Origin of the sequence: Streptomyces sp. NPDC050433 (assembly GCF_044458565.1) — a bacterium.
Classification (GTDB): Bacteria; Actinomycetota; Actinomycetes; order Streptomycetales; family Streptomycetaceae; genus Streptomyces.
This window is the reverse complement of record NZ_JBITIB010000023.1, coordinates 21,688-42,904: the sequence shown is the minus strand read 5'-3', so window position 1 is coordinate 42,904 and position 21,217 is coordinate 21,688. Positions and strand designations below refer to the sequence as shown.

The 21,217-nt window shown below is 70.2% G+C and carries 19 protein-coding genes and 2 tRNA genes; 17 read left to right on the top strand and 4 right to left on the bottom strand.

Annotated elements, in window-relative coordinates; translation table 11 throughout:
• Nucleotides 1-270 precede the first annotated feature (270 nt).
• The 7 genes from ACIBLA_RS26115 to ACIBLA_RS26085 all read left to right on the top strand — a co-directional run bounded on the left by ACIBLA_RS26115 (nucleotide 271) and on the right by ACIBLA_RS26085 (nucleotide 9,473).
• On the top strand, nucleotides 271-1,773 hold the full coding sequence (locus ACIBLA_RS26115) for a bifunctional cytidylyltransferase/SDR family oxidoreductase (protein WP_363242377.1): 1,503 nt from the start codon (nucleotides 271-273) through the stop codon (nucleotides 1,771-1,773).
• A 139-nt stretch (nucleotides 1,774-1,912) separates the two neighbouring features.
• Nucleotides 1,913-4,078 (top strand): hypothetical protein, encoded by a 2,166-nt coding sequence (locus ACIBLA_RS26110; RefSeq protein ID WP_399200059.1) that lies wholly within the window; start codon nucleotides 1,913-1,915, stop codon nucleotides 4,076-4,078.
• Between the two features lie 294 nt (nucleotides 4,079-4,372).
• The gene (proB, locus tag ACIBLA_RS26105) at nucleotides 4,373-5,500 is read left to right on the top strand and encodes a glutamate 5-kinase (protein WP_363242375.1); all 1,128 of its coding nucleotides are present in this window, start codon (nucleotides 4,373-4,375) and stop codon (nucleotides 5,498-5,500) included.
• A 144-nt stretch (nucleotides 5,501-5,644) separates the two neighbouring features.
• Nucleotides 5,645-6,196, top strand: a complete 552-nt coding sequence (locus tag ACIBLA_RS26100) for a hypothetical protein (RefSeq protein WP_363242374.1) — start codon at nucleotides 5,645-5,647, stop codon at nucleotides 6,194-6,196.
• A gap of 124 nt (nucleotides 6,197-6,320) precedes the next feature.
• The gene (locus tag ACIBLA_RS26095) at nucleotides 6,321-7,613 is read left to right on the top strand and encodes a glutamate-5-semialdehyde dehydrogenase (RefSeq protein WP_363242373.1); all 1,293 of its coding nucleotides are present in this window, start codon (nucleotides 6,321-6,323) and stop codon (nucleotides 7,611-7,613) included.
• 70 nt (nucleotides 7,614-7,683) lie between these two features.
• Nucleotides 7,684-8,280: a hypothetical protein gene (locus ACIBLA_RS26090; RefSeq protein ID WP_363242372.1), complete on the top strand. Its 597-nt coding sequence runs from the start codon at nucleotides 7,684-7,686 to the stop codon at nucleotides 8,278-8,280.
• 92 nt (nucleotides 8,281-8,372) lie between these two features.
• Nucleotides 8,373-9,473, top strand: coding sequence for a hypothetical protein (locus ACIBLA_RS26085; RefSeq protein WP_363242371.1), 1,101 nt, complete (start codon nucleotides 8,373-8,375; stop codon nucleotides 9,471-9,473).
• Between the two features lie 39 nt (nucleotides 9,474-9,512).
• Here the strand turns inward: ACIBLA_RS26085 and ACIBLA_RS26080 are convergent, their stop codons facing one another.
• Entirely contained in the window at nucleotides 9,513-10,646 is a 1,134-nt protein-coding gene (locus ACIBLA_RS26080; RefSeq protein WP_363242370.1) for a M48 family metallopeptidase, read from the bottom strand.
• Nucleotides 10,647-10,840: 194 nt separating this feature from the next.
• Between ACIBLA_RS26080 and ACIBLA_RS26075 the strand changes: the two genes are divergently transcribed.
• The 8 genes from ACIBLA_RS26075 (at nucleotide 10,841) to ACIBLA_RS26040 (ending at nucleotide 15,325) form a co-directional block, all read left to right on the top strand.
• The gene (locus ACIBLA_RS26075; RefSeq protein ID WP_363242369.1) at nucleotides 10,841-11,005 is read left to right on the top strand and encodes a hypothetical protein; all 165 of its coding nucleotides are present in this window, start codon (nucleotides 10,841-10,843) and stop codon (nucleotides 11,003-11,005) included.
• A 37-nt stretch (nucleotides 11,006-11,042) separates the two neighbouring features.
• Complete coding sequence (gene nadD / locus ACIBLA_RS26070; protein ID WP_363242368.1) at nucleotides 11,043-11,672, top strand: nicotinate-nucleotide adenylyltransferase; 630 nt, start codon at nucleotides 11,043-11,045, stop codon at nucleotides 11,670-11,672.
• Nucleotides 11,673-11,691: 19 nt separating this feature from the next.
• Nucleotides 11,692-13,407, top strand: coding sequence for an LCP family protein (locus tag ACIBLA_RS26065; protein ID WP_399200058.1), 1,716 nt, complete (start codon nucleotides 11,692-11,694; stop codon nucleotides 13,405-13,407).
• 75 nt (nucleotides 13,408-13,482) lie between these two features.
• Entirely contained in the window at nucleotides 13,483-13,914 is a 432-nt protein-coding gene (rsfS, locus tag ACIBLA_RS26060) for a ribosome silencing factor (RefSeq protein WP_363242366.1), read from the top strand.
• Complete coding sequence (locus tag ACIBLA_RS26055; RefSeq protein WP_363242454.1) at nucleotides 13,911-14,564, top strand: histidine phosphatase family protein; 654 nt, start codon at nucleotides 13,911-13,913, stop codon at nucleotides 14,562-14,564. Before rsfS ends, ACIBLA_RS26055 begins: the two co-directional genes overlap by 4 nt.
• A gap of 131 nt (nucleotides 14,565-14,695) precedes the next feature.
• Nucleotides 14,696-14,768, top strand: a tRNA-Ala gene (locus ACIBLA_RS26050).
• A 155-nt stretch (nucleotides 14,769-14,923) separates the two neighbouring features.
• Complete coding sequence (locus ACIBLA_RS26045; protein ID WP_363242365.1) at nucleotides 14,924-15,088, top strand: hypothetical protein; 165 nt, start codon at nucleotides 14,924-14,926, stop codon at nucleotides 15,086-15,088.
• Between the two features lie 3 nt (nucleotides 15,089-15,091).
• Nucleotides 15,092-15,325 carry a hypothetical protein gene (locus tag ACIBLA_RS26040; RefSeq protein ID WP_363242364.1) on the top strand — a complete coding sequence of 78 codons (234 nt, stop codon included), beginning with the start codon at nucleotides 15,092-15,094 and terminating at the stop codon, nucleotides 15,323-15,325.
• Here the strand turns inward: ACIBLA_RS26040 and ACIBLA_RS26035 are convergent.
• Complete coding sequence (locus ACIBLA_RS26035) at nucleotides 15,304-16,560, bottom strand: glycosyltransferase 87 family protein (RefSeq protein ID WP_363242363.1); 1,257 nt, start codon at nucleotides 16,558-16,560, stop codon at nucleotides 15,304-15,306. The genes ACIBLA_RS26040 and ACIBLA_RS26035 overlap by 22 nt on opposite strands.
• A gap of 119 nt (nucleotides 16,561-16,679) precedes the next feature.
• On the opposite strand from ACIBLA_RS26035, the gene ACIBLA_RS26030 reads away from it, so the two are divergent.
• Nucleotides 16,680-16,752: transfer RNA gene (locus ACIBLA_RS26030), tRNA-Ala, on the top strand.
• 75 nt (nucleotides 16,753-16,827) lie between these two features.
• Entirely contained in the window at nucleotides 16,828-17,727 is a 900-nt protein-coding gene (locus ACIBLA_RS26025) for a putative RNA methyltransferase (RefSeq protein ID WP_399200057.1), read from the top strand.
• 64 nt (nucleotides 17,728-17,791) lie between these two features.
• Here the strand turns inward: ACIBLA_RS26025 and ACIBLA_RS26020 are convergent, their stop codons facing one another.
• Nucleotides 17,792-19,387 (bottom strand): NADH-ubiquinone oxidoreductase-F iron-sulfur binding region domain-containing protein, encoded by a 1,596-nt coding sequence (locus tag ACIBLA_RS26020; RefSeq protein ID WP_399200056.1) that lies wholly within the window; start codon nucleotides 19,385-19,387, stop codon nucleotides 17,792-17,794.
• Nucleotides 19,384-20,952, bottom strand: a complete 1,569-nt coding sequence (locus tag ACIBLA_RS26015; RefSeq protein ID WP_363242360.1) for a ferric reductase-like transmembrane domain-containing protein — start codon at nucleotides 20,950-20,952, stop codon at nucleotides 19,384-19,386. The genes ACIBLA_RS26020 and ACIBLA_RS26015 overlap by 4 nt, the downstream gene beginning before the upstream one ends.
• Nucleotides 20,953-21,217 lie beyond the last annotated feature (265 nt).

The following is a 21,217-nucleotide window of genomic DNA, read 5'->3' as shown; positions in this document are numbered from 1 at the left end:
ATCCCTTATGTATCCCTTACGCAGCGCTTACAACGCGGTTGGGAAATAGCGGACGCGAAGTAGAGGTCCGGTGGAGGTGCATGCCGGGTCGGCGTGCCGATGTGGTGTCGGTCACGCCGTACTTGGCCGAATGTCGACCCAATGTGGCTGGCCAGAGGGTGAACGGATGGTTTCCTGTAGGTGAGGGCCATCCGGCGTCCGCCTTGCGAGACGGTCACGGAGAGTGCGACCATCACAGCGTTCCCCACTCGTCTCAAGGTAGGTCGTTCTGTGTCTGTGCCGCATGCAGCCCATCCCCGCACCACGGCAGTCGTGCTCGCCGGTGGTACCGGCCAGCGCGTGGGCCTGTCGATCCCCAAGCAGTTGCTGAAGATCGCGGGGAAGGCTGTCATCGAGCACACACTGTCGATCTTCGAGCAGTCCGACTCGATCGACGACGTGATCGTGCTGATGGCGCCGGGTTTCGTGCCCGACGTGGAGAAGATCGTCGCCAAGGCCGGTCTCACCAAGGTGACAAAGGTCATCGAGGGCGGCCAGACGCGCAACGAGACCACGGAGCGCGCCATTTCGGCGCTGGGCGAGGGCCTCGCCGACGGCGAGGACCGCAACGTCCTGTTCCATGACGCCGTCCGTCCGCTTCTGTCACAGCGCGTCATCAAGGACTGCGTGGACGCGCTCGACCGGTACGACGCCGTCGACGTCGCGATCCCCTCGGCCGACACGATCATCGTGACCCGCACCCACGGCGGCGACGGCGAGTTCATCACCGAGGTCCCCGACCGCTCGCGGCTGCGGCGCGGCCAGACGCCCCAGGCGTTCAAGCTGTCCACGATCCGCAAGGCGTACGAGATCGCGGCGGGCGATCCCAACTTCCAGGCCACCGACGACTGTTCGGTGGTCCTGCGCTATCTGCCCGACGTGCCCATCTATGTGGTGGCGGGCGACGAGTACAACATGAAGGTGACGCAGCCGGTCGATGTCTTCATCGCCGACAAGCTGTTCCAACTCGCCTCCACCGCCGCCCCCGTGCAGGCGGACGAGGCGGCCTACCGCGAACTGCTGTCCGGCAAGACGCTGGTGGTCTTCGGCGGTTCGTACGGCATCGGCGCCGACATCGCGGCCCTCGCCGAGCGGTACGGCGCGAACGTGTACGCGCTGGGCCGCTCCACCACCGGCACACACGTCGAGAACCCGGAACATGTCGACGACGCGCTGTCGAAGGCGTACTCGGCGACCGGCCGGATCGACTACGTGATCAACACGGCGGGCGTGCTGCGTATCGGCAAGCTGGCCGAGACGGACAACACGACGATTCAGGAAGCGCTGAACGTCAATTACCTGGCGCCCGTCCAGATCGCCCGCGCCTCGTACAAGTATCTGGCCGAGACGAAGGGCCAGCTGCTGCTCTACACATCGAGCAGTTACACCCGCGGTCGCGCCGAATACAGCCTCTATTCGTCGACCAAGGCGGCCATGGTGAATCTCACCCAGGCCCTCTCCGACGAATGGGCGGGTGACGGCATCCGGGTGAATTGCGTCAATCCGGAGCGCACCGCGACCCCGATGCGTACCAAGGCCTTCGGCGAGGAGCCCGCCGGCTCTCTGCTCTCCTCGGAGGCCGTGGCCCGCACGTCGCTCGACGTTCTGCTCTCCGAACTGACCGGTCATGTGATCGACGTCCGGCAGCAGGACCCGACTCGGGAAGCCTCTTCCGAAGCCTCCGGATTCGAGCAGGCGCTGGCGTCGGTCCTTGACCGCCAGGAAGATGTGTAATAATTCTCCACAAGTTTGCATTTACGGGCCTTTGCGTTCACCTGATCGGTGAATTGCAGAGGCCCGTGTGCGTGAAGCCCAGGCTTCACAATTCCCGCCAACTGTGAAATAACCGGCACCCCCCTGGAGCAGGTTCTTCGTGATTTCGACCGCCATCCGCCTGGCCCGAGTGGGCAGCCGAGCCGAGCTGGCCGCGGCAGCCCTCCTCGGGCTGGGGTACCCCTGCGTCATGCTCGCAGCGCTGATCCCGAACCTCTGGTTCTTCGTGGCGGCCTGCGCCGTGACCTACGGCGCCGACCGATTCCTGCATCAGCGGAACAGCTATCTCATCAACCGGCTCAACAAGGTGCGGGCCGGTCTGTCGATCCGCTTCCTGGTACGCCAGTTGCTGCTGGTGCTGCTCCTGGCCCGGATGGATCTGGCCGAACAGCCCCTGTTCTACGCGGCGGTCGCCGGATTCCTGCTCTTCTACGGCCTCCAGGCACCGCAGGGCGCGCTGGCGACCCTGATCCGGCTGCGCCGCGGTATGCCGGTCGTCGCGCGCAACGTGGACCTGCACGCCGTACGTATCCCGGACGCCCCGCCGACCTATCTGGTCAACCGGTCCGCCGAGAAGATGCTGCACCTCGACGTGTTCGCGATCGCCGGTCTGCTCGTCGCCGCCCAGACCGGCACCGACGCGTACGGCTACGCGGGACTCGGCGTCACCCTCGTCCTCGGCGCGATCTACATCCTGCTGCTCGTGCCGTACCTGCGCCGCAGCCGCCGCGTCCCGACACCGCCCGTCGTCCTCGGAGCCGTGGACAACTGGCTGCGGGAGTACCAGCCTTCGTTGGTCCTGTACTTCTCCGGCTCCAAGGAGTCCGCCTACCAGGTCAACATGTGGCTGGAGACCCTGGAGCAGTCCGAGGGCCGGCCGCTGGTCATCCTGCGCGAGCGGGCCATCATGACCCAACTCGCCCCGACCTGGCTGCCGGTGCTCTGCGTCCCCGGCGGTACGCACCTGATGAACCTCGACCTGTCGTCGGTCCGGGTAGCGCTCTACGCGGCGAACGTCGGCAAGAACATCCACCTGCTGCGTGTGCCGACCATGAAGCACGTCTTCATCGGCCACGGCGACAGCGACAAGATCGCCAGCGTCAACCCGTTCAGCAAGGTGTACGACGAGGTGTGGACGGCCGGCCGGGCCGGCCGCGACCGCTACGCGCTGGCCGACGTCGGCGTACGCGACGACGACATCGTCGAGGTGGGCCGCCCGCAGCTGGCGCCGATCAAGACCGGCTCGGGCGCGCCGGGGCACCCCGTACCGACGATCCTGTACGCCCCCACCTGGGAGGGCTGGGACGACAACCCGGGCAACACCTCGCTCCTGCTGGCCGGCGAGAACATCGTCAAGCGGCTGCTGAAGGCGGAGAAGCCCGTACGGGTCATCTACAAGCCGCACCCCTTCACCGGGATCCGCGACAAGAAGGCCAAGGCCGTCCACGAGCGGATCACGGCGATGGTGAACGCGGCGAACGTGGCACGCGCCGCGGAGCCGCGCTGGGCGAAGGAGACGGCGGACGCCCAGGCCGGACAGGCCGCCGCGCGCGCCGAGCTGACCCGTATCGAGGAGCGGCTGGCCGCGCTCACCGCCCCCGGCCGCTCCGGCGGCGACGAGTCGGAGGAGTCGCGCGTCTCGCTCGCGGACCCGGAGCGCCTGGACCGCGCGAAGGCGCTGCGGGCCGAGTGGAACGACGCGTACTGGCGCACCTTCGGGTGGTGGGAGCACAAGGTCGTGACGGGCGCCGAGCCCAAGTTGTACGACTGCTTCAACCAGTCCGACGGCATGGTTTCGGACATCTCCAGCGTGGTGTCGGACTTCATCGCGAGCGGCAAGCCGTACGCGGTGACGGACTCGGCGCAGGTGGGTGTCGAGGAGTTCAAGCGGCAGAACACCGCCGTGCGGGCCGCGGTCGTGCTGTCCAACAGCGCGGCGGAACTGGACGAGTTGTTGTCGGCGGTCGCCGATCCGGCGGCGGACCGGCTGGCGTCGGCCAGGCGCGAGCTGAAGACGTATCTGCTCGGTCCGGACAAGCCGACGTCGATCGAGCAGTTCAACGCCGCGGTGGCCGCCCTGGGCGCCAAGGCGGAGGCCCGCAACGCGGGAGTGGAGCAGCGGCTGAACGCCCAGGAACAGCCGGGCACGGAGCCGGAACGCGAACCCGCGGCCGACCCGGAGGCGGAGGGCGCGGCGACTGCCACGGCCCAGGCGCCGACCGACGCCACGGAGCCGAACGGCACGCAGGCACCGGTCGCCCGCTGACACGACGAGCCGCACGCGCGCGTACGGCCGGGCCGGCCCCTGTCGGGGTTGCCCCGGCCGTACGCGCGTGAGCCGCCCAGGCTGGGGCCTGTACCTGCCGCCAGGCAGGCCCTGACCGGACGGGCCAGGACGCCCGCCCGACGCGTAGCGCGTCCCGCCGGAGTCGCTCCGCCAGGCTGCCCCGTGCCGCGCGGTCGCGGGTCGCCGGCAGCACCCCTCCCGTGCACCCCGCCCCCCTGTCCAGCGCGTGAAACAGCTGCGCGCCGGAAGGGTTCGCTGGCATACATTCGGGCCGTGACAGTGGCAAGGCAGTACGTAACGGAAGCCCGCAGGATCGTCGTCAAGGTCGGCTCCTCCTCGCTCACCACCGCCGCCGGTGGGCTCGACGCCGATCGGGTCGACGCTCTCGTCGACGTACTCGCCAAAGCCCGCTCCGGTGGTGAGAAGGAGATCGTGCTCGTCTCCAGCGGTGCCATCGCCGCCGGGCTCGCACCGCTCGGGCTCGCCCGCCGACCACGCGACCTCGCCCGCCAGCAGGCGGCGGCCAGCGTCGGGCAGGGGCTGCTCGTCGCCCGCTACGCCTCGTCCTTCTCGCGTTACGGGATCCGCGTCGGCCAGGTCCTGCTCACCAGCGACGACACCAGCCGTCGCTCCCACTACCGCAACGCCTACCGCACGCTCGACCAGTTGCTCACCATGGGCACCGTCCCGGTCGTCAACGAGAACGACACCGTCGCCACCGAGGAGATCCGCTTCGGCGACAACGACCGGCTGGCCGCGCTCGTCGCCCATCTCGTCCGCGCCGACCTGCTCGTCCTGCTCTCGGACGTCGACGGCCTGTACGACGGCGACCCCGCCAAGCCCGGCAGCTCACGGATCGCCCGCGTCGACGGCCCCGACGACCTGGTCGGCGTCTCCATGGGCAGCGCGGGCAAGGCCGGGCTGGGCACCGGCGGCATGGTCACCAAGGTCGAGGCGGCCAGGATCGCCGCCGCCGCGGGCATCCCCGTCGTACTGACGTCGGCCGGGCACGCGGGCGACGGTCTGGCCGGGCGCGACACGGGCACCTACTTCGGCCGAACCGGGCGCCGGTCCGCCGACCGGCTGCTCTGGCTCGCCCACGCGTCGACGCCGCAGGGCGCGCTGACCCTCGACGACGGCGCCGTACGGGCCGTCGTGGAGCGCCGCACCTCGCTGCTCCCGGCCGGGATCGCCTCGGTGGAAGGCGAGTTCAGCGCGGGCGATCCGGTCGAGCTGCGCGACACGGCGGGCCGGGCCGTGGCCCGTGGTCTCGTCAACTTCGACGCCAAGGAGATTCCCCAGCTCCTCGGCCGCTCCACCCGCGATCTGGCGCGGGATCTGGGGCCCGCCTACGAGCGGGAGGTCGTACACAGGGACGATCTGGTCATCCTGCATCCTTGACGTCCCCTGAAACGGCTGAAAGTCCGGTTTTTTGGAAGGGACCTTTACCGAAAGCACCCCATGCCCTGCTCCGGGCTGGTCAACTTTGTCTCAGGGGCAAGAGGCGGGGTAGCAGTACGACGAAGCGACAACAGGAGGCCGCCGGTGAGACGAACGCGCCCGGGGGCGGGGTCCCTCGGGTCAGGAGGAGGCACCGTGCACGCCCGGAGGGCCGCGGGGGAAGAGCGGACACTGACCAGCGTCGGAGCGGGGCCGGACTTCGACTACGGCGATCACGGCGACCACGACGCCTTCGATGACGCACAGGAGCCGGGCACGTCCCGGAGGACACAGTCGCGCGGGGAGGACCGCGCGGTGTCGAAGCTCTGGCACATCACGCTCAGCGTGTCGGGTCCCGAGGCGCCGCTCACCGAGGTCAGACGGGGCCTCGAACAGCTCGCCCACGACCATCCGTTCCTGCTGACCAGCCGGTATGCGACCGATCACGCCGAGATCCGCTACTGGGAAGAGGCCCGAGACCTGCACGACGCGGCAGCTGTCGCGCTGCGGCTCTGGGGCGAGCACCGGTCGAGCGCCAAACTCCCGCCGTGGGAGATCGTCGGCCTGGAGGTCATCGACAGGGAGACCTACCACCTGCGAATCGCGGAGGGCTACGGCCCGCCGCCGGCCGCGCCGGTGGGCGTCCACCCGTTCTGAGCCCCCACAGCGCTGTGAGGACGGGGAGGACGGGCCCCACCGGCCCTACACGGTGGAGGGCCCGGCCGTCTCGTAGTACGGAATACGGGGGAAGTGCCCGCAGTACGCGCATTACTCTGCGGGCATGACCTCGCTTTCGCCGTACGACAACCTGACCCCGGTCACCAGGACCGCCTACCGCGCCCGCTCCGCAGCCGCCGATCTCGCTCCACTGCCGCGCTCGGTCAAGGACGACGCACTGCTGGCGATCGCCGACGCCCTTGAGGTCCGTACGCAGGAGATCATCAAGGCGAACGCCGAGGACGTCGAGCGGGCCAGGGAAGCGGGCACCAGCGAGGCGATCATCGACCGGCTGACCCTCACACCCGAGCGGGTGCGGGCCATCGCCGCCGACGTACGGGACGTGGCCGCGCTGCCCGACCCGGTCGGCGAGGTCGTGCGCGGATCGACGCTGCCCAACGGGATCGACCTGCGCCAGGTGCGCGTCCCGCTCGGCGTGGTCGGGATCATCTACGAGGCCCGCCCCAATGTCACCGTGGACGCGGCGGCCCTCTGTCTGAAGTCCGGCAACGCCGTGCTGCTGCGCGGCTCGTCCTCCGCGTACTCCTCCAACACCGCGCTCGTGCGCGTGCTGCGCGACGCCGTCGGCGGGGCCGGGCTGCCGGCCGACGCGGTGCAGCTCGTGCCCGGCGAGAACCGCGACTCCGTACGCGAACTCATGCGCGCCCGCGGGCTGGTCGACGTGCTGATCCCGCGCGGCGGCGCCTCACTGATCCGTACGGTCGTCGAGGAGTCCACCGTCCCCGTCATCGAAACCGGCACCGGCAACTGCCATGTCTACGTCGACGCCGAGACCGATCTCGACATGGCCGTCGACATCCTCATCAACTCCAAGGCGCAGCGCCCCAGTGTCTGCAACGCCGCCGAGACGCTGCTGGTCCACCAGGACATCGCCGCCGCGTTCCTGCCGCGCGCGCTGGACGCGCTCGCCGAGGCTGGGGTCACCGTGCACGGCGACGAGCGGGTGCTGGAGTACGCGGAGGAGGCGGGCGGGACGAAGGCCACGGTCGTGGCGGCCACGGCCGACGACTGGGAGACCGAGTACCTGTCGTACGACATCGCCGCCGCCGTGGTCGACTCGCTCGACGCGGCCGTCGCCCATATCCGGCTCTGGTCCTCCGGCCACACCGAGGCCATCGTCACCACCTCGCAGGCGGCGGCCCGCAGGTTCACCCAGTTGGTCGATTCCACGACGGTCGCCGTCAACGCGTCGACGCGTTTCACGGACGGCGGCCAGTTCGGCTTCGGCGCCGAGATCGGTATCTCCACGCAGAAGCTGCACGCGCGGGGGCCGATGGGACTGCCCGAACTGACGTCGACGAAGTACATCGTGACGGGCGACGGTCACACCCGGTAGTCGTACGGAGAATCCTGGGGATTCTCCACTGTCTCTGCCGAAAACGCCCTCTCCGGTCTACTCTGAGAAGGTGCCGGACGACGTGGGGGGCAAGCCGTTCCCGGACGGCTGGGAGCCCGACGACGACCGCGGAGGCGCGGACGAGGACTTCGCCTCCGTGGTGTTCGACGAGGACTTCATCCGGTCCGCACCCGTTCATGAACCGACCGCCGTCGAGCGGCTGCTGGCCGCCGCGCAGGCGCGCGCCGACGCCGAGGCGGCCCGCGCGCGGTCCTACGGAGTCTCGTCCGACGACGACCGCTACGAGGACGGCTACGGCCCGCGGGGCGGTTACGGCGACGAGCAGCCGTACGGCGTCTCGTACGACCCCGACGACCCGAACGGCGACTTCGGCCCCTACGGACGCCACGGCGGCGCTCTGCGCCCCTACCGGGGCAGCGCCCGCTGGCACCGGCCGGTCGCCTGGGTCCTCGCCGTGGTGATGGGCATCGGGATGGTCGCCCTCGCGTTCACCGCCGTCTACCGCGGGGCGTCGGGCAACCGCCAGGACCGGGTGCCACCGCCCGCGACGACCGGTGTCGACACCTCTCGCGGCGGCGGCGGACCCGCGGCCTCGACGGAGTACTCGGTGCCCAAGGTCTCGGCCGTGCCACGCAGCGCTCCATGAGGCCCGTGGCTCCCGTGACGCTCCGTGGTACGGCTCGTTCCTGAGGACGGCGTCCGAGTTTATGTTCGGCCCAGCCGACCTAACCTGAAGGTATGGCAGGTCGCGGAGACCCACCCGAGGGCACGCCTGAGGGGACCCCCGGCGGTGACGAGGACGAATACCGGTCCGTCGTCTTCGACGAATCGTTCATCCGCGCTGCCCGTCTCCAGGAGTTCTCCGCCAAGGAGCGCATGGGCGACCACTCGCACGCCGTACGGCGACGCGACCCCGCCGAGAAGCCCGTGGGCGGCTCGCTGACTCCCCGCCGGGGATCGGTCCAGGCGCTGCTGCTGGTGCTGGTGGTCGCCGTGGCCTTCGGCACCGCCGTCTACGTCGGTGTCAGGCCCCCGTACCGGCCGGCACTCACCCGTTCGGCGGAACCGCTGCGGATGACGGTCATTCCGCTCGCCCCGACCGGCGCGGTGCCGGGCGACAGCCCCGAGAGTCTGCTGCGGAGCAGCCCCGCCGCGCGGTTCGGCACGGGGGCCTCCGGGATCCCGCTGCCGCTGGCCCGGCGCACACCGCACTTCACGGAGAACGAGGTGATGACCGCGCTCATCACCGCCAAGGACTATCTCGTCGCCTCGTCCGTCGATCCGGACGTCCTCACCGGTACCGAGCGGCGCTCGGTGCGGGTGCTGCTGGACCCGGACCAACTCCCGCAGTTCGACCAGAGCTTCGCCGATCCCGCCGACGACGGCAGACACGCGCCGGCCGGCTGGCTGGTGCGCTTCGACCCGGCGAAGGTGGCGCTCGCCGAGTCGGCCGTACACATACGGGGCACGCTGCGGTTCGCTGAGTCGGCGCCCGGCACGATCGATGTCCTGTCGGACCACACCTTCGTGTACGCGCTGCGGCCGGCCGGGCCGTCGGCGGGGCAGCAGGACGCGTCGCAGTTCACCGTCCGGCGGACGATGCACTTCCGCTTCGATCGCGAGGATCTGCCCAGACACCGCGCGGAGTTGGTGACCAGCCAGGTCCAGGCGGGGCCACAGGCCTGCTCGACCGAGTCGCCGGGCGCGCTGCGACCGCTGCTGGCCGGCGACAGGGCGACACCGACGGGCCCGGCCGGCACCGATCCGTACGCCACCGGGCCGCCGACCGCCGGGCTGTGCGGCGTGCTCGACAGCCGTGCACAGCCCCGCGGTCGGTGAGGGCGGCGGTGAGGGGGCGGGTAAGGGCGGTGCGGGCGGCTACTTGCCGTTGTCGCCCGCCGGCCGCTCACCGTTGCCCTCGGCGCCGCTGTCTCCACTGCCGCCGTTGCCGCCGCCTCCGGCGTTGCCCGGCGAACCGCCGCCCGTGAACCTGTCCCGGAGCTTGCCGCCCAGGTCGCCCGCGCCGCCCGCGATGTCACCGACCAGCTTCATGAGCGGGTCCTTGCTGGTGCGGACCGTGTCCGCGTAGTGCGAGGCGGAGTCGCGGATCGAGTCGCTGACCGAGGTGTCCTTGTCCTCCGTACGACGCGGGTAGTGCCCGTCCATGATCCGCTGGAAGTCGCGGCTCTCGCCCCACTTCTTCAGCTCCGCGGCGCGCACCGTCGTGAACGGGTGCGTACGCGGCAGGACGTTGAGGATCTTGAGCACGGAGTCGCGCAGGTCGCCCCCGGCCTCGTACTCCGCGGCCTGCTCCAGGAACGCGTCGACATTCATCTCGTGCAGATGGTTGCCGCCCGCGATCTTCATCAGCCCGCGCATCGACGCCTGGATGTCCTGGCCGACCAGCAGCCCCGCCCGGTCCGCCGACAGCTCCGACTTGCGGAACCACTCGCGCAGCGCCGACACGATCGCCATGATCGCGACATTGCCGAGCGGGATCCAGGCGACCTTCAGCGCGAGATTCGTCAGGAAGAGCAGGATCGTGCGGTAGACGGAGTGCCCGGAGAGCGCGTGGCCCACCTCGTGGCCGACGACCGCGCGCATCTCCTCCTCGTCCAGCAGCTCGACGAGACCCGTGTTGACCACGATGATCGGCTCGTCGAGACCGATGCACATGGCGTTGGGCATCGGATTCTGCGCGACGTACATCGTGGGGACCTTCTCCAGGTCCAGGATGTAACAGGCGTCCAGCAGCATCGTGTGCAGATGCGCGAACTGCACGTCGCTCACGCGCACCGAGTCGGAGAGGAACAGCAGCCGCAGGCTGCGCTCCGGCAGCAGGGCGCTCATCGCCTTGAAGACCGTGTCGAAACCGCTCAGCTTGCGTAGCGCGACCAGGGCCGAGCGGTCCGCGGGATGTTCGTACGCGCGTGAGGAGATACCGGGGAAGCGCTTGCGCTGCCTGCTCGGCACATTCTCGTGACTGGCTGCCTCGTGGCTGTCTTCGGTCATGGAAATCCCCTGTTCGTACGAGTCGTCGGCTCGTCCCCCTGACAGCCCCCACCGTATGTGGTGCGACTACGGTTGTGCGGGGCCGCCGTGCGCCGTCGTCGACAACAACGTCCGAGTCGGCGTGAGGGTGCCCGAACGGCCCGCATACGATGTGCGCGAAGTCTCCGCTCCCGATCGAATAGGTCCTGCCGAAGATGAGCCTCTACAGCACCGCCGCCAATCTGGTCACCGTCGCCTCCGAGGGCGGCGAGTCCGGGGGTGGCCACGAGAGCCTGAACGCGTACCTCACCGGCGGTGGCGCGCTGTTCGCGCTGCTGCTGGCGCTCTGGATCACCACCCGCTTCAACCGCGATCGCTGAGACGGACCGCAACGCCGTGCCAGTAGGCTCCGCAGGCATGGGAAAGCAGGAAGCGCCGGGCGCCGGCACGGGAGGCGGCGGCAAGCGCCGTCTCGGTGTGATGGGTGGGACGTTCGACCCGATCCACCACGGGCACCTGGTGGCGGCCAGCGAGGTGGCCGCGCTGTTCAACCTCGACGAGGTGGTGTTCGTACCGACGGGACAGCCGTGGCAGAAGAGCCAGTCGGCGGTCTCACCGGCGGAGGACCGCTATCTGATGACGGTCATCGCGACGGCCTCCAACCCGCAGTTCTCGGTGAGCCGTATCGACATCGACCGTGGCGGCAAGACCTACACCACCGATACGCTGCGGGATCTGCACTCCCAGCACGGCGACGCGGATCTCTTCTTCATCACCGGGGCGGACGCGCTGTCCCAGATTCTCAGCTGGCGGGACGCCGAAGAACTGTTCGCGCTGGCCCACTTCATCGGTGTCACCCGGCCCGGACACGATCTGACGGACGACGGACTCCCCAAGGGCGGCGTCTCGTTGGTGGAGATCCCGGCGCTGGCGATCTCGTCGACCGACTGCCGGGCAAGGGTCGCGCAAGGCGATCCGGTCTGGTATCTGGTGCCGGACGGTGTGGTGCGCTACATCGACAAGCGCCAGTTGTACCGAGGCGAATGAGCCACGGAGAGGGGCACCGGTGAACGACCAGCAGCCGTACGACCCGTACGACCCGTATTACACGCGGCAGCCGCAGATCGTGGGCTACGACGAGTACGGGCAGCCGGTGTACCAGGAGCAACAGCAGGGCCAGCAGCAACAACAGCCGCAGGCGCAGCAGTACGACCCGTACGCGCAGCAACAGCAGCAACAGCAGGGTTACGGCTACGACCCGTACGGCCAGCAGCAGGCCCCGTACGACCCGTACGCCCAGCAGCAGCAACAACAGCAGCAGGGTTACGGCTACGACACCGGGCAGCAGCCCGCGGCCGTCGACACCACGCAGTGGAACATCCCGCAGCAGCAACAGGAGCAGCAGTACCAGCAGTCGGCACCGGTCGAGGAGCCCCCGCCCGCGCCCGCGCCCGCACCCCCGCCGCCGCCTTCCCCGGCCCCCGAGCCCGCCGTACCCGGTCAGCGGCGTCCCGCGCCCGACCGCGAGTACAAGACGGAGCAGTTCTCCTTCATAGAGGAGCCGGACGCCGACTCCGAAGACGTCATCGACTGGCTCAAGTTCACCGAAAGCCGCTCCGAACGCCGCGAGGAGGCCCGCCGCCGCGGCCGTAGCCGCGTCGTCGCCCTGGTCGTGGTCATGGCGCTGGTCGCCGTCGGCGGCGTCGGCTACCTCTGGTACGCGGGGAAGCTGCCCGGCTTCTCGGCGGAGGAGGAGCAGCGGAACACCGCCACCGGGCCGCAGAAGCGCGACGTGATCATGGTGAATCTGCACAACACCAAGAACAAGGGCACCTCCACGGCGCTGCTCGTCAACAACGCCACGACCAAGCAGGGCACCACCGTCCTCCTCCCCAACTCCCTGCTCGTGGCCGACGGCGAGAGCGGCACCTCCGGCACCCTCGCCAAGTCCGTCGCCGACAACGGCTCCCAGGGCACCCGCGAGTCCGTCGACACCCTGCTCGGCACCAAGATCAGCGGCACCTGGCGGCTGGACACCCCCTATCTGGAGAACCTTGTCGAGCTCGTCGGCAACATCGACATCACCACGAACGCCGAGGTCCCGGCCGCCAAGAAAGGCGAGGACCCGCTGGTCACCAAGGGCGAGGGACAGACGCTGAACGGGCAGGCGGCCGTCGCGTACGCCACCTATCTGGGCCCCGACGAGTCCGAGGTGAAGCAGCTTGAGCGCTTCGGCGCGGTCATGCAGGGCGTACTGCGGAAGATCTCGGAGGACCCCAAGGGCGCCACGATCACCGTCGAGACCCTGGCACAGATCCTCGAACCGCCGATGACGGAGCAGGACCTGGGCGCCGCCCTGGCGAAGCTCGCCGCGCACGCCAAGGTCGGCGACTACAAGACGACGGTCCTGCCTGTCGCCGAGGACGGCAGCCTCGGTGAGAAGGCGACCGAGACCGTCGTCAAGGACATCCTCGGCGGCACCGTGAGCGCTCCCGAACAGGGCGCCGCCCTGCGGGTCGGTGTGAAGAACGCCACGGGCGACAAGGCGGACACGGAGGCCGCACGGGTCTCGATCATCAACGGCGGCTACACCTTCGTCGACGGCGGTACGGCCGACGCCGCCGCGTCGTCGCAGGTCACCTACGGTGACGCGAAGAACAAGGCGCAGGCGGAAGAGGTCGGCAAGACACTCGGACTGCCCGCGGGCGCGGTCAAGAAGGGCAAGGCCCCGCCCAACGCCGACGTTTTGGTCACGCTCGGCGGGGACTACGAAAGCGGCTGATCAAAAGGCTGCGCCTGGTTGTCGGCGGTCCGTGAGACCCTGGGGGTCTTCCGACCGCCGACGAAAGCATCGCCTGTGACCGCCACGGACCGCGCCATCGAACTCATCAACACCGCCGCTCAGGCGGCGGCAGACCGGCTCGCGCACGACATCATCGCGTACGACGTCAGCGACGTGCTGTCGATCACCGACGCGTTCCTGCTCGCCTCCGCGCCCAACGACCGTCAGGTCAAGTCGATCGTGGACGAGATCGAGGAGCGTCTTTCCAAGGACCTCGGCGCCAAGCCGGTGCGCCGTGAGGGCGACCGCGACGCCCGCTGGATCCTGCTGGACTACGTCGACATCGTGGTCCACGTCCAGCACAGCGAGGAGCGGGTCTTCTACGCGCTCGAACGCCTCTGGAAGGACTGCCCGGAGCTGCCGCTGCCGGAGGACGCCGTCAAGACCCGTGGCAAGGGCGCCGAGCACGCCGAGGTGAACGGTTCCATGGACGGTGAGCTGAGCTGAACGGCAGCAAGAGCGGCAAGGGCCGCCGGATCATTCTGTGGAGGCACGGCCAGACGTCCTGGAATCTGGAGCGCCGCTTCCAGGGCACGACGGACATCGAGCTGACGGCGGGCGGCATAGAGCAGGCCCGTCGCTCCGCCCGGCTGCTGGCGTCGCTGCGGCCGGACGCGATCGTCGCCTCCGACCTCCAGCGCGTCGTGGCCACGGCCCACGAGCTGGCGTCGCTGACCGGGCTCCCCGTCAGCTACGACGCCGCGCTCCGGGAGACCTACGCGGGTGCCTGGCAGGGCCTGACCCACGAGGAGATCGTGGAGCGGTTCGGCGAGCAGTATCTGGCGTGGAAGCGCGGTGAGCCCGTACGGCGCGGGGGCGGCGAGCTGGAGACCGAGGTCGCCGACCGGGCCGCGCCCGTCGTGCTCCACCACGCGGACAAGCTCCCCGACAACGGCACGCTCGTCGTGGTCAGCCACGGCGGCACGATCCGTACCACGATCGGCCGGCTGCTCGGCCTTGAGGCGCACCACTGGGAAGGTCTCGGCGGGCTCTCCAACTGCTGCTGGTCGGTCCTGGGCGAGGGCGCGCGGGGCTGGCGTCTCCAGGAGCACAACGCGGGCACGCTCCCGGAGCCGGTGCTCGGCGACGACGCGTGAACGACCGGTCGCCGCGGGGGTGGCCGGGGTCGTGGTGAGGGCCGCCGGACCTCGCCGGACGTGATTTCACTTTCCGGCTGATCGCAGGCTAAAGTTCTTCTTGTTCACAGCGCGGAGCGCGAAGAGCATGAGGGGCTATAGCTCAGTTGGTAGAGCGCCTGCATGGCATGCAGGAGGTCAGGAGTTCAATTCTCCTTAGCTCCACACCCCGAATCCCGTCCTCGTCACGAGGGCGGGATTTCTCCGTTCCGCCCCCCCTGGGGCCCGGCCCTGCCTGATCATGCTGTCCTCCTTGCGAAGCCGTGACAGAATTGGACGGCCGGAGGGGACGACGGCACGGATGGGGAGGAGAGAGCGCGATGCCCGCCAGCAGCATCGACACGTTCGGTGCCCTGCTCGCGGCGGCGGAGTCGGCCACCGGCCTGAGCTGCCCGTCGTGCGGTTCGTTCCATGTGGCCCAAGTACTCGGCGACAACGGCGGAGTTTCCTACGTGTGCACGGCCTGCGGCCACAGCTGGAGCTGATTGATGGGTGCGCACAGGAGAAAATGCGACTGGTGCGGCAGCGGTACCCCCATCGTCCGGGACATGGAACCGCTCAACGCCTCGTTCCAGTACTGGTGCGAGGAGTGCGCCCGCGCGCTGATCATAAAAGGCGACCCCATCGAGACATACCGGGAGTTGGAGGGCGAGCCCATCTACGGGCGGCTCCTCGACGAGCACTGCACGCTCAAGCGCTTCTACTCCTTCGCCACCGCGTAGGCCGCCGGCTCCTTCACCACCGTACGGCCCAGGGGCGCCCGCTCCTTCCGGTCGGCGACCGACAGATACACCAGCAGCCCCAGTGCCATCGTCGGGTAGAGCGACGTGAGCACCATCTGCGAGCGGTTCTGGGCGAGTTCAAGCCGTTCGACAGCGCCGTGCGGTACCCGCCACAGCGCGTACGACCAGAAGCCCACGCCCACCGCCACGGCCCACTCCGTCCTCCCGTGCGCGACCAGGAGCAGCACCATCGGCACGCACCAGACCCAGTGGTGCGACCAGGAGATCGGGCTGATCAGCAGCGCGGTGGCCGCGCAGGCGACGGTGGCCTCCGCCGTCCGCCCGCGCCGGGCCGCGGTCACCGCCACGGTCAGCCCGGCCACCGCGACCACGGTGGCCACCGGCAGCCACCAGTGCGACGGCTCGGTGGTGTGCAGCACCCGTGCGAACACCCCGCGCAGTGACTGGTTCGCGGCGCCCTCGACCCGCCCCACCCGGTCCGCCCGGAAGACGATGTCGGTCCAGAAGCGGTGGGAGTCGTACGGCAGGATGACGGCGGACGCGAGGGTGACGGTGAGGAACGCGCCCACCGCCGTCGCGGTCTTGCGCAGCCAGGGATTCCAGCCGGCCTCGCGGAATCGCAGGACGCCGGTGATCAGCAGCATGACGGCGAAGAGCGCGGGGGTCAGTTTGACCGCCGTCGCGAGACCGATACCGACGCCCGCCCAGCGGTGCCCGTCACGCCGGGTGAGGTCCCACAGGACGGCGACGCCGATCAGCAGATTGATCTGCCCGTAACGCAGGGTCGTCCACACCGGCTCGCACCAGACGGCGACGGCCGCCACCCAGAACACGGCGCCGGGCCGGACCGCGTCCCGGAACGTCAACTTCAGTGAGAGGTGGACGAACACGACGAGGAGCAGGAGATTGCCCGCCGTGGCGAGGGTGCGCATCTCCGGGACACCCAGCAGGGTCAGCGGTGTGAACAGCAGTGCGGCGAACGGCGGGTAGGTCGTCGGGAGACCCGCCCGGGTCGCGCGCATCGCGTAGAGGTCGTGCCCGTCGAGTACCGTACGGCCCTCGGCCCGGTAGACCATCACGTCGATCATCGAGACCGCCGCGAGGCGCTGCGCGATCCAGAAGGCCGCGAAGGACAACAGGCAGACAGCGGCGCCGACAAGGACGGAACGCCGACCGGCGGTGACCCGCGTGAGTACGGGAGTGAGAACGGTCACGAACGGTGACAGTAGCAGCCCTATCGGTACAAATCGGAAACGATTTGGCGGAGGGCATGAGGGACCGTGTAATGTTGGCACCGCCGCCGACGGGATGCCCGAAGTGCGGTACGTCACAAGGGGCTATAGCTCAGTTGGTAGAGCGCCTGCATGGCATGCAGGAGGTCAGGAGTTCAATTCTCCTTAGCTCCACATCTCAGAAGTTCCCGTCCGGACGCCACGTCCGGGCGGGTTCTTCTTGTTGACCGCCCGTCGCGGAGGAACGCCGTGTCCAACTCGCCCGCCGCGCCCGACCTTTGGCACCGGCTCCTCGATCTCCTGAGGTGCCCCCTGTGCGGCGGAGCGCTCGCGCCCCCGCACGGCGTTCCCGCACGCTTCACGACCCTGCGGGGCGTCAAGTCCCTCGGATGTGCCGAGGGCCATTCCTTCGACGTCGCCCGCCAGGGCTACCTCAGCCTGCTGACCGGTGGCACGAACGCGGCGAACGCCGACAGCGCGGACATGGTGACCGCCCGGACGCTGTTCCTGAAGGCCGGCCACTACGCGCCGCTCGCACGCGCGCTGGCCGGGACCGTCGCCCAGCTGTGCCCGCCGGACGGCAGCGTCATGGACGCCGGAGCGGGCACCGGCCACTACCTGGCCACCGTGCTCGACTCCCTGCCCGAAGCCGTGGGACTCGGCCTCGACGCCTCCAAGTTCGCGCTGCGCCGGGCCGCCGGGGCCCATCCCCGGGCGGGCGCAGCGACCTGGGACATCTGGAAGCCGCTGCCGGTCGTGAGCGGCGCCGCCGACGTCGTGATCAACGTCTTCGCGCCCCGTAACGGGCCCGAGTTCCAGCGTGTCCTGCGGCCGGACGGAGCCCTCGTCGTGGTCACGCCCACCGCGCGTCATCTCGCCGAACTCCCCGCGAGCCTCGGCATGTTGTCGGTCGACGCCGCCAAGGAGGACCGGCTGCACCGCACGCTGTCCGGGCACTTCCGGCAGGAGCGTACAGAGGTCGTGGAGCGCGAGGTGGCCATGACCGACCAGGACGTGCGCAATCTGATCCTGATGGGGCCGAGCGCCCACCACCTCGGCCTCGAAGACGTCCACCGGAGCGTCGCGTCGCTGGACACGCCGCTCGCGGTGACGGTCTCCTTCCTCGTCTCGGTCTACCGGCCGCACTGACGACGACGCGTCGCACAACCTCTTCAGAAGGACGCGTCAACGCCCTCTTCTTTAAGAGGCGGCGTCAACGCCCGCTGCCCAGAGCCTTCCTGCCACCGCCCGAAGGCAGAGCCGCCGGGCCTCCCTGCCGCGCGGGCCGCTGCGGCGCAGGCTGCTCGATACGGAGCGCGAGCGCCGGGCAGCGCCGTACCGCACGCTGGGCACGGCCCCGCAGATGCATCGGTACGGAGGCGTCGGCGAGTGCGGGGTAGCCGTCGGGGCCGAGCCGGATCAGCTCGGGCACGATGTCCGCGCAGAGCCCGTGCCCCTGGCACAGCGTCCAGTCCACGGCCAGCTTCTCGCCGCTCGGGACGGACTCCTCGGCGCTTTCGTAGCCGGGCCCCGGCAGCGGCAGGACGCCGGTGGTGTCGCGCCCGCAGCCGCCGTCCAGCACATGCGCGGCGAGGTCGTCGGTGAAGGCGGACAGGGTGGACATGAAGAACCGCGCGGACCCGTCGGGATGCTTGCACGCGCCCCGCCCCCGTACTGCCTGGGTCACCTCGCGCAGCGCTTCCAGAGCCGCGGGGCCGCCGCCGTTCAGGACGTCGCTCAGGCCGCCCGCGGCGGCCGGCAGGCCGAGCTTGCACGGCCCGCACTGACCGGCCGTCTCGGCGGCGAGCCAGTTGGCCACCCGCAGTGCCTCACCCAGCGGACAGGTCTCGGGGCCGATCGGCAGGATGGCGCCCGCGCCCAGCGAGCCGCCCACCGCCGCCAGGGACTCGCGTGAGACGACGGCGTCGTGCGCGGCCACGGAGTCGATCCAGTTGCCGTGGTAGCCGCCGGTCAGCACGCCCTGGGGGAGCGGCGGTGCGCCGGCGAGCTGGAGGACGTACCGCAGCGGCACCCCCGTCGGGACCTCCACGACCATCGGGCGCGCGACGGCGCCCGAGATGGTGAGCATGACGGTGCCCGGCTCCGCGTCGAGCCCGGTGTGCCCGTAGCGGCGGGCGCCGATCCTGGCGCCGATGGCCAGCTGCGCGTACGTCTCGGCGTTGGACAGCAGCGTCGGGGCGCCCCCGACGCCCGACTCGGCGGCCCGCTCGCGGCGGCCGGGCGGCAGGGCGGGCCCCCCGTTGGCCGCGCGGATCACGGACGATGCCTCGCCGGAGACCATGCGCTCGGGCGTCCGGACGACCCGCGCCCGCAGCGGCTGCCCGCGCCGGTCGGACAGGCCGCGCTCGGCGAGCGCGGCGCGCATGGATATCTCGGTGGAGTTGCGGGTGACGGCGACGACCAGAGTGCGCGCACCCAGCGCCTCGGCCGCCAACAGGGCGCCGTCCAGGATGAGATGGGGCGCCCGGTTGAGCAGCACCGTGTCCTTGCGGCAGGCCGGTTCGCCCTCGCTGCCGTTGATGACGACGACGGGGCGCACCCCGCGCCGGATCGACGCCTTGGCGACGGCGCGCAGCTTCTTCCCGAAGGGGAATCCGGCGCCGCCGCGTCCGCGCAGGGTGATGTTCTCGGCGAGTTGCGCGAGCAACTCCCCTGTCAGCGGCTCCAGCGGCCCGTGCACCTTCAGGTGCATGGAGAGGTCGAGTCGCTCGACGAGGTCGAATCCCTGTGTCAGCTGGGGAAGGCCGACGACACGGACTTCGGGGACATCGGGGAGGGGGGCGTTCACGGTCGGTCTCCTGCGGGTGGGTACCAGGGTTCACCGGCACTCGGGGTCACCCCGCCGTCGGCGGGAGGTTGGTGCGACGTGTCGTCCGACTGCCGGTACAGGTCGGCTTGTTGGTACGGATCGGGCCCGGTGGTGGCATTGGGCCGCGGGTAGGGGGCCGACTGTAGGTACGTGTCGGAGGGCGGGTTTGTCTCAGCCTGCTGGTACGGGGGTGGCGGCGACGGTGTCGGCCACAGACCGGCCCCCGCCGCCGACGGCTCGCTGATGACCGGTATCTCCTCCGTCATGGGGATGCGTTCGGCGTACGGGATCTCGCCCGGCGTCAGCGGGGAGGACGGGCCGTCGAAGGGCGAGGAGGCCGGTGTACGGGGCGAGGGTTCGGCGCCGAGGGACACGGCCCGGTAGCCGGCCGACAGGCTCGTACCGGCGCCCGGGCCGGCACCGGCACCCGAGTCGACGTACGTGTCCGCGAGCGGGTCCGGGTAGGGAGCCGCGGGCGGTGTCGGCGGGGCGGCGGCGTACGGCGCGGCGGACGGGGGCGTGAAGGAGCCGGGCACGAAGGTGTCGGCGAACGGGTCCGCGCTCGGCGGGCGCCCCGCCTCGTAAAGAGGAGGCGACGGCGGGGCGATGCGCGGCGGGACACGCGTCGCGCCCAGCGGCGGACCGAGCGGTACCGCCGACGCTCCGGCGGAGGCGGGCGAGGACGCCGACCGACGGCGCGGGAACCGCTGCTCGAACTCCACCTGCGGCACGTCGGACACGCTGGAGATGCCGGACACACCGGACACACCGGGCAGCGGTTCGCGGGACAGGTCGCGGCGGCCGGACTCGCGGCGCCCCGGCTGCTCCGGCTCGGAGGTCTCCCGTACGCCACCGGTCAGCGTGAGGATCTTGTCGGCGAGACGGCGCTGCACCGGCCGGGGCAGCAGTCGTACGGAGACGGCGCCGATGACGGCGATGAGCGCCAGGCAGTACAGGGTCATCACCCAGGTCGCGGCGGCACGCCCCGCGTACAGCCCGTGCATCAGCGCGAAGCACCAGGCCGGATACGCCAGCATGTGCAGCGCGCGCCAGCGGCCGGCGATCTTGCCAGGGACCGCGAAGGCGCTGCGCAGCGCGCCGGTCGCGGCGGCGATCACCATCAGGAAGCCGGCGAGCGAGCCGAAACCGATGAGGCCGTTCGTGCCGGTGATCCCGAGGCCGAAGGGGAGCACGGCGCCGATCAGCGTCACATGCCCGAGCGAGACCTTCACCGTGGCGTGCAGCAGCAGGAAGCCGAGGGAGGCCATCGCCGTGAACCGGTGGATGCCCTGGGCGAGCAGCCGGTGGCGTGGGGAGAGCAGCAGCCGGTCGGTGGCCATCAGTCCCCAGGCGACGGCCGCCGTCAGGGACACCAGCGACAGAACGCCGGTCGTGAAGTCGAGCATCGCGCGGAACCCGTCACTCCCCGCGACGGCGAGGAGGGGGACAAGAACGAGCGCGGCGACCCACAGGCCGCCCCGGACGGAGGGGCTCATGCCGTGGTTCGAGGGAAGCGATGAACGGATCTTGCTTTGAAGCGTCATGGGGGCAACTCCGAATGGCTCGGCAAAGCGGTCCCGTTGCCGCATGCTAGGACGCTCCATACCGGGCAGTACGGCGTTTGCAGGTTTACCGAGGGGACAGAGCGTCAACTGCCCCTGCGGTTGCCCCGGATCGGGTCGATACGCGGAGTAATTCGGGCGCCGAAGGTTCGATGAATCACATATCGCCGATGGCCTGTTCGCGACTCGAACGATCTTGTATGGCCTTCGAACGGCCCGACCGCGGATCGAGTGTCCCGAGCCCCGG